Origin of the sequence: Mesorhizobium sp. LCM 4576, from assembly GCF_001854815.1 — a bacterium.
Lineage (GTDB): Bacteria > Pseudomonadota > Alphaproteobacteria > Rhizobiales > Rhizobiaceae > Mesorhizobium > Mesorhizobium plurifarium.
In genome coordinates, this window is sequence record NZ_MDDT01000015.1 from 1 (window position 1) to 14,792 (window position 14,792).

13 protein-coding genes are annotated in these 14,792 nt (G+C 65.8%); 11 read left to right on the forward strand and 2 right to left on the reverse strand.

Annotation, left to right across the window (positions count from 1 at the left end):
* Positions 1-18: 18 nt before the first annotated feature.
* Positions 19-600 carry an LPS assembly lipoprotein LptE gene (gene lptE, locus LCM4576_RS07030; RefSeq protein WP_071031285.1) on the forward strand — a complete coding sequence of 194 codons (582 nt, stop codon included), beginning with the start codon at positions 19-21 and terminating at the stop codon, positions 598-600.
* A 456-nt stretch (positions 601-1,056) separates the two neighbouring features.
* On the opposite strand, the gene fsa is transcribed toward lptE, so the two are convergent.
* Positions 1,057-1,713, reverse strand: a complete 657-nt coding sequence (fsa, locus tag LCM4576_RS07035) for a fructose-6-phosphate aldolase (RefSeq protein ID WP_071031292.1) — start codon at positions 1,711-1,713, stop codon at positions 1,057-1,059.
* An 89-nt stretch (positions 1,714-1,802) separates the two neighbouring features.
* On the opposite strand from fsa, the gene LCM4576_RS07040 reads away from it, so the two are divergent.
* The 9 genes from LCM4576_RS07040 to lepB all read left to right on the forward strand — a co-directional run bounded on the left by LCM4576_RS07040 (position 1,803) and on the right by lepB (position 11,679).
* Positions 1,803-3,986, forward strand: coding sequence for a primosomal protein N' (locus LCM4576_RS07040; RefSeq protein WP_071031294.1), 2,184 nt, complete (start codon positions 1,803-1,805; stop codon positions 3,984-3,986).
* 31 nt (positions 3,987-4,017) lie between these two features.
* Positions 4,018-4,713: an aspartate/glutamate racemase family protein gene (locus LCM4576_RS07045; RefSeq protein ID WP_071031296.1), complete on the forward strand. Its 696-nt coding sequence runs from the start codon at positions 4,018-4,020 to the stop codon at positions 4,711-4,713.
* 95 nt (positions 4,714-4,808) lie between these two features.
* Positions 4,809-5,204 carry a DUF4345 family protein gene (locus LCM4576_RS07050; RefSeq protein ID WP_040991588.1) on the forward strand — a complete coding sequence of 132 codons (396 nt, stop codon included), beginning with the start codon at positions 4,809-4,811 and terminating at the stop codon, positions 5,202-5,204.
* Between the two features lie 235 nt (positions 5,205-5,439).
* On the forward strand, positions 5,440-6,000 hold the full coding sequence (locus LCM4576_RS07055) for a F0F1 ATP synthase subunit delta (RefSeq protein ID WP_071031298.1): 561 nt from the start codon (positions 5,440-5,442) through the stop codon (positions 5,998-6,000).
* Positions 6,000-7,529, forward strand: coding sequence for a F0F1 ATP synthase subunit alpha (gene atpA / locus LCM4576_RS07060; protein WP_040991590.1), 1,530 nt, complete (start codon positions 6,000-6,002; stop codon positions 7,527-7,529). The genes LCM4576_RS07055 and atpA overlap by 1 nt, the downstream gene beginning before the upstream one ends.
* Positions 7,530-7,558: 29 nt before the next feature.
* On the forward strand, positions 7,559-8,443 hold the full coding sequence (locus LCM4576_RS07065) for a F0F1 ATP synthase subunit gamma (protein ID WP_071031299.1): 885 nt from the start codon (positions 7,559-7,561) through the stop codon (positions 8,441-8,443).
* A 68-nt stretch (positions 8,444-8,511) separates the two neighbouring features.
* Positions 8,512-10,089 (forward strand): F0F1 ATP synthase subunit beta, encoded by a 1,578-nt coding sequence (atpD, locus tag LCM4576_RS07070; protein ID WP_071031301.1) that lies wholly within the window; start codon positions 8,512-8,514, stop codon positions 10,087-10,089.
* Between the two features lie 111 nt (positions 10,090-10,200).
* Positions 10,201-10,608 (forward strand): F0F1 ATP synthase subunit epsilon, encoded by a 408-nt coding sequence (locus tag LCM4576_RS07075; protein WP_071031303.1) that lies wholly within the window; start codon positions 10,201-10,203, stop codon positions 10,606-10,608.
* A 108-nt stretch (positions 10,609-10,716) separates the two neighbouring features.
* Complete coding sequence (lepB, locus tag LCM4576_RS07080; protein ID WP_083361345.1) at positions 10,717-11,679, forward strand: signal peptidase I; 963 nt, start codon at positions 10,717-10,719, stop codon at positions 11,677-11,679.
* Here the strand turns inward: lepB and LCM4576_RS07085 are convergent, their stop codons facing one another.
* Positions 11,680-13,167: a mannitol dehydrogenase family protein gene (locus tag LCM4576_RS07085; RefSeq protein ID WP_071031305.1), complete on the reverse strand. Its 1,488-nt coding sequence runs from the start codon at positions 13,165-13,167 to the stop codon at positions 11,680-11,682. It lies immediately after the preceding gene.
* Positions 13,168-13,348: 181 nt separating this feature from the next.
* On the opposite strand from LCM4576_RS07085, the gene uxaC reads away from it, so the two are divergent.
* Positions 13,349-14,758: a glucuronate isomerase gene (uxaC, locus tag LCM4576_RS07090; RefSeq protein WP_071031307.1), complete on the forward strand. Its 1,410-nt coding sequence runs from the start codon at positions 13,349-13,351 to the stop codon at positions 14,756-14,758.
* Positions 14,759-14,792: the final 34 nt, after the last annotated feature.

Below are 14,792 nucleotides of genomic sequence, written 5' to 3' on the forward strand. Positions count from 1 at the left end.
TCCCGCAGAGGATCGTCAATGTCGTTGCCTGATCCGGTGAAGTCAGAAGGGCCCCGCCTGCGCGGCCGCCTGGCGGTCTGCGGCATGGCCGCCGCGCTTGCGCTGGTCTCGGCCTGCACGGTCAGGCCGCTCTATTCCAACCAGCCGCTGTCGCCCGGATCGCAGCTCAGCGCGTCCGCCGAGCTCGCCTCGATCTCGATCAAGCCGGTCAAGACGCGCTACGCGCAGCAGGTGCGCAACAATCTGATCTTCGCTTTCGGGCAAGGCTCGGGCGAGCCGGCCTCGCCGGCCTATACGCTCGATCTCGGCGTCACCGAGCTCGTCGAATCAGCGGCCATCGTGCAGGTGCAGACCCAGGAGGACGAGCCGACGGCGGGCACGGTCACGCTGACCGCCAATTACGTGCTGCGCGATACCGCGACCAACACGGTGATTGCGGTGGGCAAACGCTCGATCCCCTCATCCTTCGACCGGCCCCGCCAGGAGTTCGCGGCCTACCGGGCGCAGATCGACGCCGAGAACCGCGCCGCGCGCGAGCTGGCCGACCTGCTGCGGCTGTCGATCGCGCAGGATCTGGCCAAGCACGGCAAGAAAGCCTGAGGCACTGCACAGAGGCTTGACCGGTCGACTCTGTTTGGCTGGTGGCATGCGCTGGAGATTGGCGCGAAACGCCCATCGCGATCGTCATTCCAGGGCGGAGCAGGAGCGAAGCTCCGTCGCGTAGACCCTGGAATCCATGCCGTTCCCCTCGCCAAGGCGTGCTGCGGAGCAGAATTCTGCACCGCAGCGGCGCTTCCAAGTCACGGCATGGATTCTATGGTCTGCGCCGCGTCGCTTCGCTCCTTGCTCCGCCATAGAATGACGAGGTTCGGGCGGCCTCAACCAATCCCCTGCGTTTGCCTCGACCTCGACCTCGATCGAAGAGCAGAACTCTGCACCATGACGGTCGCGATGGGCGTTCCGGCCATCGCCAGATGCGACCCACCAACACGTAGGCTGTTTGAAACAAAAAAGGCCGGTCACCCGGCCTTTTTCTGTTCTGACGAGATGCCGCCCTCAACCGATCTTCTGGCCGGTCTTGGCCCAGTCGGCGAGGAAGGCGGCAAGGCCCTTGTCGGTCAGCGGGTGGTTGACCAGCGCCTTCAGGGTCGCYGGCGGCGCGGTGACGATATCGGCGCCGATCAGCGCGGCCTGCTTGACGTGGTTCACCGTGCGCACCGAAGCGGTCAGAATCTCGGTCTTGAAATCGTAATTGTCGTAGATGGTGCGGATTTCCGAGATCAGCTCCATGCCGTCCGAGCCGGTGTCGTCGATGCGGCCGACGAAGGGCGAGATGAAGGAAGCGCCGGCCTTGGCGGCGAGCAGCGCCTGGTTGGCCGAGAAGCAGAGCGTCACGTTGACCATGCGGTTCATCTCGGTGCGGATGGTCTTGCAGGCCTTGAGGCCGTCCAGCGTCAGCGGCACCTTGATGGCCACGTTCGGCGCGATCTTGGCCAGCACCTCGGCTTCGGCCATCATCTGCTTGTATTCGGTCGCGACGACCTCGGCCGAGACCGGGCCTTCGACGATGTCGCAGATCTGCTTGGTGACTTCGGCGATCTTGCCGCCCGATTTCAGAATCAGCGAGGGGTTGGTGGTGACGCCGTCGAGAAGCCCCAGCTCGTGCAGCTCCTTAATTTCCTTGATGTCAGCGGTGTCGACAAAAAACTTCATGGCTGTCTCCTTGGGGTCGCCCGGCGTCGGCCAGGCACATAAGAGGGTCCCCTTTGATCTAGAGCAAAGTCGGGGCAAGGTCACGCCTCATGATGGAAGATTCGCCCTTTGTCGCAGCCGCGCCCGTGCTGGTGCCGATGCCCGCTGAGCGGCCCTACACTTATGCCGTGCCGCCCGGCATGCGCGTGGTGCCGGGCTCGATCGTGCGCGTGCCGCTCGGACCTCGGCAAGTGGCCGGCATCGTCTGGGACGGCGCGGTCGAGGCGGTCGATGCAAAGAAATTGCGGCCGATCGAGGAGGTGTTCGACTGCCCGCCGATCGACAAGGACATGCGCCGCTTCGTCGACTGGATCGCACAATACACGCTGTCGGCCCCAGGCATGGTGGCGCGCATGCTGCTGCGCGCGCCGGAAGCGTTCGACCCGGAGCCATGGATCGAAGGGCTTCAGCGCACGCTGGCCGAGCCCGACCGGCTGACCGACGCGCGGCGACGCGTGCTCGAAACCGCCGAGGGCGGCCTCGCCTGGACACGCACGGGACTGGCGCATGCGGCGGGCGTGTCCTCGACCGTCATCGATGGATTGCGGGCCCAGGGCGTGTTCGAGACGGTGATGATTCCGCCGCGCCCGGTGGTGGCGGCGCCCGATCCCGGCCATGCCGTGCCGGAATTGATGCCGGACCAGAAAGCGGCGGCCGAAAAACTGCGCGCCGCGGTCGCTGCCGATGTCTTCAACGTCACGCTGCTCGACGGCGTCACCGGCTCAGGCAAGACCGAAGTCTATTTCGAGGCGGTGGCGGCGGCGCTCGACAAGGGCAGGCAGGTGCTGATCCTGTTGCCGGAAATCGCGCTGACCCACGCCTTCCTCGAACGTTTCCAGGACCGGTTCGGCGCCAAGCCGGCGGAGTGGCATTCCGACCTGCCGCCGAGGATGCGCGAGCGCGTCTGGCGGCAGGTGGCCGAAGGCGGCGTGAGGGTCGTCGCCGGCGCGCGCTCGGCGCTGTTCCTGCCGTTCAAGGAACTCGGCCTGATCGTCGTCGACGAGGAGCACGACCCCGCCTACAAGCAGGAAGACCGCGTTTTCTACAATGCGCGCGACATGGCGGTGGTGCGTGGCCATATCGGCGGCTTTCCGGTCGTGCTCGCCTCGGCGACACCGTCGGTGGAAAGCCGCGTCAACGCCAGCCAGGGCCGCTACCACCGGGCCGTGCTGTCGTCGCGCTTCGCCGAGGCGGCGCTCCCCGACCTGAAGTCGATCGACATGCGGCGCTCGCCGCCGGCGCGCGGCGGCTTCCTGTCGCCGGTGCTTCTGGAACAGATGCAGCGCACGCTGGAGAGGAAGGAACAGTCGCTGCTTTTCCTCAACCGGCGCGGCTATGCGCCGCTGACGCTCTGCCGGGTCTGCGGCCACCGTTTCGGCTGCCCCGTATGTTCGGCCTGGTTGGTCGAGCATCGCTTTCGCGGCCAGCTCGTCTGCCATCATTGCGGCCACAACGAGCGGCGGCCCGAGGCCTGCCCGGAATGCGGCACGCTCGACCATCTGGTAGCCTGCGGCCCGGGCGTCGAGCGAATCGCCGAGGAAGTGGTTGCGCATTTCCCGGATGCCCGCACCATCGTGTTGTCGTCCGATCTTCTGGGCGGCGTGCGCCGGCTCAGGCTCGAGCTGGAGGCCGTCGCCAATGGCGAAGCCGATATCGTCATCGGCACGCAGCTCGTCGCCAAGGGCCATAATTTTCCCGGCATGACACTGGTCGGCGTGGTCGATGCGGACCTGGGATTGGCCAATGGCGATCCGCGCGCCGCCGAACGCACCTTCCAATTGCTCAGTCAGGTGACGGGGCGCGCCGGCCGCACCGGCAAGAAGAGCCTCGGCCTGTTGCAGACCTACCAGCCCGACCATCCTGTGATGCGGGCGATCGTCTCGGGCGATTCGGAAGCCTTCTACGAGCGCGAGATCGCCGAGCGCGAACGGGCGGCCCTGCCGCCGTTCGGCCGGCTCGCCGGCATCATCGTCAGCGCTGCGACGCGAGCCGAGGCCGAAAGCCATGCGCGGGGATTGAGACGGGCGGCACCGCAGGCTTCGGACTTGTTCGTGCTCGGGCCGGCCGAGGCGCCTTTGTCGCTGATCGGCGGCCGTCACCRCTTCCGCCTGCTGATCCAGGGCGAGCGGCGTGCCGACATGCAAGGTTTCATCCGCGCCATGCTGGCCGAAGGCCCGAAGCTGCGCGGCTCGGTCCGGGTGCAGGTCGACATCGACCCGCAGAGCTTCCTATAAGCGAGAGACAATCCCAACGGAGTGCCAGCTTATGAAAACCCTCGGCCTCATAGGCGGCATGAGCTGGGAATCGACGGCGATCTATTACCGCCTGCTCAACGAGATCGTGCGCGAGCGGCTGGGCGGGCTGCATTCGGCGAAGCTCTTGTTGTGGTCGTTCGATTTCGCCGACATCRCCGAACGGCAGCATGCGGGCGATTGGGAAGGCGCCGGCGTCCTGCTCGTAGAAGCCGCGCGCAGGCTGGAGGCCGGCGGCGCCGAGGGCCTGGTGATCTGCACCAACACCATGCACAAGCTGGCCGACGCGGTGCAGGCGGCCATTTCGATCCCGCTCATCCACATCGCCGACGCGACGGGGCGCGCCGTCGTCGAGGCGGGCCTGAGGCGGCCGGCACTGCTGGCGACGCGCTTCACCATGGAGCAGGATTTCTACAAGGGCCGTCTCGCCGACAAATACGGCCTGGAACCTGTGGTGCCGAACCAGGCCGGTCGCGACATGGTGCACAAGGTGATCTATGACGAGCTTTGCCAGGGCATCGTCAAAGGCGAATCGAAATCCGCCTATCTCGACGAGATCGGCCGGATGCGGCGCACCGACCAGGTGGACGGCGTCATCATGGGCTGCACCGAGATCACCATGCTGATCGGCCAGGGCGATTTCGACGTTCCGGTCTTCGACACGACCCGCATCCATACCGCGGCCGCGGTCGATTTCGCGCTCGCCTGATTGCGCTGCTTCTAATGTGCCCGCCGTCCTCTGGCGCGCTTTCATTCCCTCGCTAGAATGCAGCGTTTCAGAACAAGAAATATGAGGGGGATCATATGGACTTTGCGTTTCCGTGGCCCGCGAGCCAAGGCGAATGGCTGGCCTGGTCGAGCGCCGTGGTGACCCTGGCCCTCGGCCTGTTCCTGTTCCTGGCGCCGGGGCTTGCATTTCGCGTGCTGCGCCTGCAGCCGAGGCCGGAGAAGGCGGCGGCGATCGCCGAGGGGCGCGGCCGCATGTCCGGCTTCTATCTCGGCGTCAGCCTGTGCTGCATCCTTCTGGCGCAGCCGCTGCTCTATATGGCGCTTGGCTTCTCCTGGCTGTTCACCGCTTTCGGCCGGCTTTTGTCGATGATGTCGGACAGCGCCAACACACCTTTCAACTGGGTTTCGATCGTGGTTGAATTGGCGCTGGCGGCGCTGCCGCTGGCCTTTGCCTTCGGCTTCGTGCCGTGAATTCGGCGCTTGAGCTTGGCCTTCGCCGCCTGATGCGACAAAAGTGCCTGAAAACCATGYCGGACGATGCATTGCGGTCTTAAAAAGCCTGTGCTAGACGGCAATCGACTTTCGACCGGGGATAGCGGAAGCCGCGCCTCCGTGCTTGGAAAAATGCAGTAAGGTCAAAGATTTAGCCAGAGTTTTCGCTCGCGCCAACAATCTGCGGCCTGTCAGACAAGAGAAAAGACGGTCCGTGGCCCAATCGTCATCGCCAATCTCAGCTGTCGCAGAGCGCTATGCCGGCTCGCTGTTCGAGCTCGCGCTGCAGGACAATTCGGTCGCCAAGGTCGAGGCCGACCTTGCCGGCTTCGAGGCGCTGCTCAACGGCAGCGACGATCTCAAGYGGCTGATCAACAGCCCGGTGTTTTCCAGCGAGGACCAGGCCAAGGCCATCGCCGCCATCGTCGACAAGGCCAAGATCACCGGCCTGGTCGGCAATTTCCTGCGCGTCGTCGCCAGGAACCGCCGTCTGTTCGCGGTGCCCGGCATGATCAAGGCGTTCCGCCAGATCGCCGCCGAGCATCGCGGCGAGGCATCCGCCGAGGTCACTTCGGCGCATGCGCTGACGGCCGCGCAGCAAACTGAACTCAAGGCGACGCTGAAGAGCATCGCCGGCAAGGATGTGGCCATCGCCATGACCGTCGATCCGTCGCTGCTCGGCGGGCTGATCGTCAAGATGGGCTCGCGCYAGATCGATACGTCGCTCAAAACCAAACTCAATTCGCTCAAGCTTGCACTGAAAGAGGTCGGCTGATGGACATCCGCGCCGCGGAAATTTCCGCAATTCTGAAAGACCAGATCAAGAATTTCGGCAAGGAGGCCGAGGTCTCCGAAGTCGGCCAGGTTCTGTCCGTCGGTGACGGCATCGCCCGCGTCTACGGCCTCGACAATGTCCAGGCCGGCGAGATGGTCGAATTCCCGGGTGGCATCCGTGGCATGGCGCTGAACCTCGAAGCCGACAATGTCGGCGTCGTCATCTTCGGCAACGACCGCGACATCAAGGAAGGCGACACCGTCAAGCGCACGGGCGCCATCGTCGACGTGCCGGTTGGCCCGGGCCTGCTCGGCCGCGTCGTGGACGCGCTCGGCAACCCGATCGACGGCAAGGGCCCGATCAAGGCCACCGAACGCAAGCGCGTCGACGTCAAGGCGCCCGGCATCATTCCGCGCAAGTCGGTGCATGAGCCGATGTCGACGGGCCTCAAGGCCATCGACGCGCTGATCCCGGTCGGCCGCGGCCAGCGCGAGCTGGTCATCGGCGACCGCCAGACCGGCAAGACCGCCATCATCCTCGACACGATGCTGAACCAGAAGTCGGTGCACGACAACGGCCCGGAGAAGGAGAAGCTCTACTGCGTCTACGTCGCCGTCGGCCAGAAGCGCTCGACCGTCGCGCAGTTCGTGAAGGTGCTGGAGGAGCGCGGCGCGCTCGACTACTCCATCATCATCGCCGCCACCGCGTCCGACCCGGCGCCGATGCAGTTTCTGGCACCGTTCGCCGGCTGCACCATGGGCGAATATTTCCGCGACAACGGCATGCATGCGCTCATCAGCTATGACGATCTGTCAAAGCAGGCCGTCGCCTATCGCCAGATGTCGCTCTTGCTGCGCCGCCCGCCGGGCCGCGAAGCCTATCCGGGCGACGTCTTCTATCTCCATTCGCGCCTGCTCGAGCGCGCCGCCAAGCTCAATGACGACAACGGCGCCGGTTCGCTGACCGCGCTGCCGGTCATCGAGACCCAGGCCAACGACGTGTCGGCCTACATCCCGACCAACGTGATCTCGATCACCGACGGCCAGATCTTCCTCGAGACCAACCTGTTCTTCCAAGGCATCCGTCCGGCGGTGAATGTCGGCCTGTCGGTGTCGCGCGTCGGCTCGTCGGCGCAGATCAAGGCGATGAAGCAGGTTGCAGGCTCGATCAAGGGCGAGCTCGCGCAGTACCGCGAAATGGCGGCCTTCGCGCAGTTCGGCTCGGACCTCGACGCCGCCACCCAGCGCCTGCTGAACCGCGGTTCGCGCCTGACGGAGCTTCTGAAGCAGCCGCAATTCTCGCCGCTCAAGACCGAAGAGCAGGTCGCGGTGATCTTCGCCGGCGTCAACGGCTATCTCGACAAGCTGCCGCTCAACCAGGTCGGCAAGTTCGAGCATGGCCTGCTCAGCCACATGCGCTCGGCCGGCAAGGACGTGCTCGACGGCATCCGCAAGGAGAAGGCGCTGTCGGACGATTTGCGCGCCAAGCTCAAGGCGGAAATCGACGCCTTCGCCAAGACCTTTGCTTGAACGACGCCGGACGGGATCAGGTTTGAGGCATGGCTTCGTTAAAAGACCTTCGTAACCGTATCGCCTCGGTCAAGGCGACGCAGAAGATCACCAAGGCGATGCAGATGGTCGCCGCGGCGAAGCTGCGTCGCGCGCAGGAGGCGGCGGAAGCAGCCAGGCCCTATTCCGAGCGTATGGGCGCGGTCCTGGCCAACATCACCCAGGCGATCGGCGGCGGCGGCGATGCCCCGGCGCTGATGACGGGCACCGGCCGGGACGACGTGCATCTRCTCATCGTCTGCACCGCCGAGCGCGGCTTGTGCGGTGGCTTCAACTCGCAGATTGCGCGTCTCGCCCGTGACCACATCCGCAGGCTGGTGGCCGACGGCAAGCAGGTGAAGATCATCTGCGTCGGCAAGAAGGGTTACGACATCCTGCGCCGCGACTACGCCTCGCTGATCCTCGAGCGGGTCGACCTGCGCGAGGTCAAGACGCTCGGCTTCGTCAATGCCGATGCGATCGCGCGCAAGGTCATCCACCTCTTCAACGAGGGCGGCTTCGACATCTGCACGCTGTTCTATTCGCAGTTCAAGTCGGTGATCAGCCAGATCCCGACGGCGCAGCAGATCATCCCGGCTGCGCAGGCTTCGGCCGCAGCCGAAGGTGGCAATAGCGGCGGCGCGGTCTACGAATACGAGCCGGAGCCGGGCGAGATCCTCTCCGACCTCATCCCGCGCAACATCGCCGTGCAGATCTTCCGGGCGCTTTTGGAAAACGCGGCCGGCGAGATGGGCGCCAAGATGAGCGCGATGGACAATGCGACGCGCAATGCCGGCGACATGATCAACAGGCTGTCGATCACCTACAACCGCCAGCGGCAGGCGCAGATCACCAAGGAACTGATCGAAATCATTTCGGGCGCCGAGGCGCTCTAGGCGCGCGCAAGCGGGGTCCGAGACCTCGCGGCGGCGTGAACAACGGATAGACGAAAAGGGCAAAGACGATGGCGAAAGCAGCTACCCCGAAGACCGCGGCCAAGGAGGCATCGRCCCCGAAGGCGGCAAAGGCCCCGGCAGCCGCCGCGAAGGCCGCCGCTCCGGCAAAGAAGGCGGCCGCTCCGGCCAAAGCAGCGGCTTCCGCGGCCAGCGTCGCGGCCAAGCGCGTCGGCGCCGCCGGCAAGGTCCGYCAGGTCATCGGCGCCGTCGTCGACGTGCAGTTCGAAGACCATCTGCCGGCCATTCTGAACGCGCTGGAAACCGACAATGTCGGCAACCGCCTGGTGCTCGAGGTCGCCCAGCATCTCGGCGAGAACACCGTGCGCTGCATCGCCATGGACTCGACCGAAGGCCTGGTCCGCGGCCAGGACGTCTTTGACACCGGCGCGCCGATCTCGGTCCCGGTGGGGCCGGGCATGCTCGGCCGCATCATCAACGTCATCGGCGAGCCGGTCGACGAAGCCGGCCCGGTCGACGCCGTCGAGCTGCGCGCCATCCACCAGCCGGCTCCGGCCTATGTCGACCAGTCGACGGAAGCGCAGATCCTGGTCACTGGCATCAAGGTTCTCGACCTGCTCGCTCCCTACGCCCGCGGCGGCAAGATCGGCCTGTTCGGCGGCGCCGGCGTCGGCAAGACCGTGCTGATCCAGGAGCTGATCAACAACGTCGCCAAGGCCCATGGCGGCTTCTCGGTGTTCGCCGGCGTCGGCGAGCGCACCCGCGAAGGCAACGACCTCTATCACGAGTTCATCGAATCGGGCGTCAACAAGAAGGGCGGCGGCCAGGGCTCGAAGGCAGCGCTCGTGTACGGCCAGATGAACGAACCGCCGGGCGCGCGCGCCCGCGTCGGCCTGACCGGCCTGACGGTTGCCGAATATTTCCGCGACCAGGGCCAGGACGTGCTGTTCTTCGTCGACAACATCTTCCGCTTCACGCAGGCGGGCTCGGAAGTGTCGGCGCTGCTCGGCCGCATTCCTTCCGCCGTGGGTTACCAGCCGACGCTGGCCACCGACATGGGCGCGCTGCAGGAGCGCATCAYGACCACGACCAAGGGATCGATCACCTCGGTGCAGGCCATCTACGTGCCGGCCGACGACTTGRCCGACCCGGCGCCGGCGACCTCCTTCGCGCACCTCGACGCCACGACCGTGCTCAACCGCGCGATCTCTGAAAAGGGCATCTACCCGGCCGTCGATCCGCTGGACTCGACCTCGCGCATGCTCGACCCGATGGTCGTCGGCGAGGAGCACTACCAGGTCGCCCGCCAGGTGCAGTCGATCCTGCAGCGCTACAAGTCGCTGCAGGACATCATCGCCATCCTTGGCATGGACGAGCTGTCGGAAGAGGACAAGCAGACGGTTGCCCGCGCCCGCAAGATCGAGYGCTTCCTGTCGCAGCCGTTCTTCGTCGCYGAAGTGTTCACGGGCTCGCCGGGCAAGCTGGTCGACCTCGCGGACACCATCAAGGGCTTCAAGGGCCTCTGCGCCGGCGACTACGACCACCTGCCGGARGCCGCCTTCTACATGGTCGGCGGCATCGACGAAGCGGTCGAGAAGGCGCAGCGCCTGGCGGCTGAAGCGGCWTAATTGAGGCAATAGGGAGTAGTCAGTAGTCGGTAGTGAATAAGCAGCTGGGTGATCAGGACAGATGTCCTCTCCCTACTCCCTACTCACTATTCCCTACTCACTAAATTGATCATGGCTGAAGCTTTCAAGTTCGAACTGGTCTCGCCGGAACGGCTGCTCGTCTCCGAGCAGGTCGAGTCCRTCGTCATTCCGGGCGCCGAAGGCGAGATGACGGTGATGGCGCAGCACGCGCCGGTCATGACCACCATCAAACCCGGCGTCGTCACGGTGAAGGCGGCCAGCGGCAAGGAAGACCGCTACGTTGTGTTCGGCGGCTTCGCCGACATCCTGCCGTCCGGCTGCACGCTGCTCGCCGAATCGGCGGTGCATGTGAACGACATCGACCGTGCGGACCTGGCGCGTCGCATCCAGGACGCCAAGGAAGACGCCGCCGACGCCAAGGACGACGTGGCGCGCAGCCGCGCCGAGCAGTTCCTCGCCCAGCTCACCACGCTGGAAGGCGCGCTGCTGCCGGCCTGAGGAAGTCGCTCCTGACTTCAATTGAAGAGCGGGGTTCGCCCCGCTTTTTTATTTGCCCCGTTTTGTCGTTTGCGAGACAGTCCGCGCTGCTTGTGAGAAGGCCGCCGGATGTCCAACGAACAAGGCTCACGATCGAGATGGTCGACAGCGCTGGTGTCGCTGTTCGGTGGGCCTYTCGGCGGCTTCCTGTGGATCGRCGCCGGYCGTGCCGCGGTCGCCTGRCTGATCGTCGTCAGCCTGGCCTCGATTGCAGCCTGYTATGTCGGGCTGCCGGTTTTCCCAAGCGCCAATCTGGCCTGGCTTGCYGATTTCGCCGGGCCTGGTCTGGCGATCCTGTCGGCGGCGATCGTCGTTCCGTTCGCGCGGCGTTTCCGGCCCGACAAGTGGTACGCGCACGGGTTCTGKGTGCTGATCCTGGCCGCTCTCACCTCCTATGGYGCGGCGCTCGCGATCCGCACGTTCCTGTTCCAGCCMTTCTCGATGCCGTCCGCCAGCATGGAGCCGACGCTCCAGCTGGGCGACTATTTCTTCGCTTCCAAATATGTCTATGGCTATGGCCGCTACAGTATTCCCTTCGGGTTGCTGCCGGTCGACGGTCGGGTTCTGGGCAGCCCGCCGAAACGCGGCGATGTGGTGGTGTTCAGGCCGCGCAGCGATCCCGAAACGGACTACGTCAAGCGCATCGTCGGCCTGCCGGGCGACCGCATCCAGATGAGCGACGGCCGGCTCTACATCAACCGGGTTCCCGTCGAGCTGGAGGACCTCGGAGACTATGCCACCCAGGACATACGCTCGGCACGGCTGCAGCGCGAAACGCTGCCAGAAGGCGTCTCCTATCTGGTGATCGACTACACCGCCCCTTCGATCGGCGACGACACGCCCGAAATCGTGGTGCCGGCCGGGGAGTATTTCATGCTCGGCGACAACCGTGACAATTCCGCCGACAGCCGCTTCACCATGGGCGCGGTGCCTTACGGGAACCTGGTCGGCAAGGCGGTGCGCCTGTTCTGGAATTCGAACGGATCCGACTACGCCGTGCGGCAGGTCGTGAACGGATCGGCGGGCGAATAGCTACTCAGCCAGCCTGGGCGGCTCGTTGCCAATCCCGAGCGCGGCGAAAGCCAGCTTCGGGCCACCCTGCTTGAAATGGACCAGATGCGTGGCGACAAACTCGATCAACGTCCGGCGCTCCGCGTGGCCTATGGCGAAGCCGGCGAGGTCGAACACGGCCCCGGCCATCGTCGCCGTCGGCAGGTTGCGGCCGAACAGGTCGCCGAGCGCCGCATCGAGCGGATCGGTGAAATGGCCCTCGGGCAAAGGACCGCCGCGCGCGGCGCATGCAGCGATCCACGCGGCGACAACCAGCGACAGATGTTCAGGCAACAGGCCCGCCTCTAGCCGGGCCAGCGCTGAGGCGACGATGCGCTGAGGCAGCTTCTGGCTGCCGTCATTGGCGATCTGCGCGGTGCGATGGGCGAGCGCGGTGTTGGAAAAGCGCGCGGCGAGCTCGGCCGTGTAGGGGGTCGGGTCGAGCCCGGCATCTTGCGGCAGCGTTGGAATGGCCTCGGCCCAAAGCCGGTCGACGAATTGCCTTATTGCCGAATCGGCAAAGGCGCGGTCGACGGTGGCGTGGCCGCTGAGCAGGCCGAGATAGGCGATGCCGGAATGCGCGCCGTTGAGCAGCCTCAGCTTCATGTCCTCGAACGGCCGCACATCCTCGACCATGGTGACGCCGAACTTCTCCCAGGCCGGCCGGCCTGCCGGAAAGCGGTCCTCGATCACCCATTGGCGGAATGGCTCGGTCATCACCGGCCAGGCGTCCTCGAGGCCGAGCTCGTCGGCGATGCGCGCCCGGTCGGCGTCCGTCGTCGCCGGCACAATGCGGTCGACCATGCTCGACGGAAAGGCGACTTCGTCGGCGACATGGCGGCCGAGATCGGCATCGCGCAGCTTCGCGAACTCGATCAACAGCCGGTGCAGCGTGGCGCCGTTGGCCGGCAGGTTGTCGCAGCAGAGCACGGTGAAGGGATGCGTGCCCGCCGCGCGACGGCGCGCCAGCGCCTCGGCGAGAAATCCATGCGCCGTCTTGGGCGATCCAGGGTTGGCGAGGTCGTGGACGATATCGGGGTGGGCGCTGTCGAGCGTGCCGTCGGCCGCCCTGAGATAGGCCTTCTCGGTGATGGTGAGCGTGACGATGCGGATGCGCGGGTCGGTCAGCGCGGCGAGYACCGCGCCGGGGTCTTCCGGAGCGACGAGCAAGGACTGGATCGAGCCGACGACCTGCAGCTGTTCGCCGGCGCTGTCCCGGATTGCCAGCGTGTAGAGCCCGTCCTGCGGCTTGAGCGCATCGCGCGTGTCGGGGCTGCGCAGCGAGACCCCGACGATGCCCCAATCGCCTTCGCCATCCGCCAGACAGGCATCGACATAGGCGGCCTGGTGGGCGCGGTGGAAAGCGCCGACGCCAAGATGGACGATGCCGGGCGTGATGGCGCGGCGGTCATAGCGCGGGATGGCGGCCGGCACATTCGCAATCGTCAGGTTCGACAGGCGCTTCTTCATCGGACGTGAAGTCTCCAATCGCTTGCGGCCAGGCCGCCCTGGATGACGGCAAGTTCGGTGGCGGCGTAGCACCCGCCGCCTCCGTCGACAATGGCCGCGGCACGCTTAAGGCGCGCAGCCTTTCGTGTGTTGACACCATTTCCCACGGACCCTACCGGTGGATCACCRGAGGAGGACCGACATGGCCGCATTGACCGATCCGGATCTGCTGTTTGCCGCCGAAGGGCGCCAACTTTCGCTCGCACGTGCCCTTTACGCCGGCGTGAAAGACCTGCCCATCGTCAGCCCGCACGGTCATACCGACCCGCGCTGGTATGCGCTCGACGAGCCGTTTCCGGACCCGGCACAGCTGCTCATCGTGCCGGACCATTACATCTTACGCATGTTGTTCAGCCAGGGCGTGAGGCTGGAAGAGCTCGGCGTGGCAACGCTTGACGGTTCGCTCGCCGAAACCGACGGCCGCGCGATCTGGCGGCGTTTCGCCGAGCATTACTATCTCTTCCGCGGCACGCCGACGCGGCTCTGGCTCGACCATGCGCTCGAGCATCTGTTCGGCATCGCGGAACCGCTGACCACCGCCACCGCCGACCGCTGCTACGATACGATCGCCGCGCTGCTGCAACGCGACGACTATCGTCCGCGCGCGCTGTTCGAGCGCTTCAACATCGAGGTGATCGCGACGACCGAAGGCGCGCTCGACGATCTCGAATGGCACCGCACGATCCGCGACAGCGGCTGGAGCGGCCGCGTCGTCACCGCCTACCGGCCGGACGCCGTCGTCGATCCCGATTTCGAAGGCTTTGCTTCCAATCTCGATCGCCTCGGTGAAATCACCGGGTGCGACACCGGCAACTGGGCCGGCTATATCGAGGCGCACCGGAAGCGGCGCGCCTATTTCAAGGCATTCGGCGCCACCTCGTCCGATCACGGCCATCCCACCGCCGAGACCGCCAATCTCTCCGACGCGGCGRCTGAGGAGCTGTTCAACCGCATCCGCCGCGGCTCGGAGGACGGCCGCGAGCGAAAGCTGTTCCGCGCCCAGATGCTGACCGAAATGGCCAAGATGAGCCGTGACGACGGCCTGGTGATGCAGATCCATCCTGGATCATGGCGCAATCATTCGCCTTCCGTTTTCCGGAAGTTCGGGCGCGACAAGGGCTTCGATATCCCGACCCGCACCGATTACGTGACGGCGCTGAAGCCGCTGCTCGACTGCGTCGGGCTGGAGCGCGACCTCGCGATCATCCTGTTCACGCTGGACGAGACGAGCTACGCGCGCGAGCTGGCGCCGCTCGCCGGCGTCTATCCGGCGCTGAAGCTCGGCCCGGCCTGGTGGTTCCATGACAGTCCGGAAGGCATGCGCCGCTTCCGCGAGATGACCACCGAGACGGCCGGCTTCTACAACACCGTCGGCTTCAACGACGACACGCGCGCCTTCCCCTCGATCCCGGCGCGCCATGACGTCGCGCGCCGCGTCGATTGCGCCTTCCTGGCGCGGCTGGTCGCCGAGCATCGACTGCGCGAGGACGAGGCGCACGAGCTGGCCGGGGAGTTGGCCTATACACTTGCCAAGAAGGCCTATCGGCTGTGAGGACGCGCCGCCACGGAACGACCGGTCCTTCGAT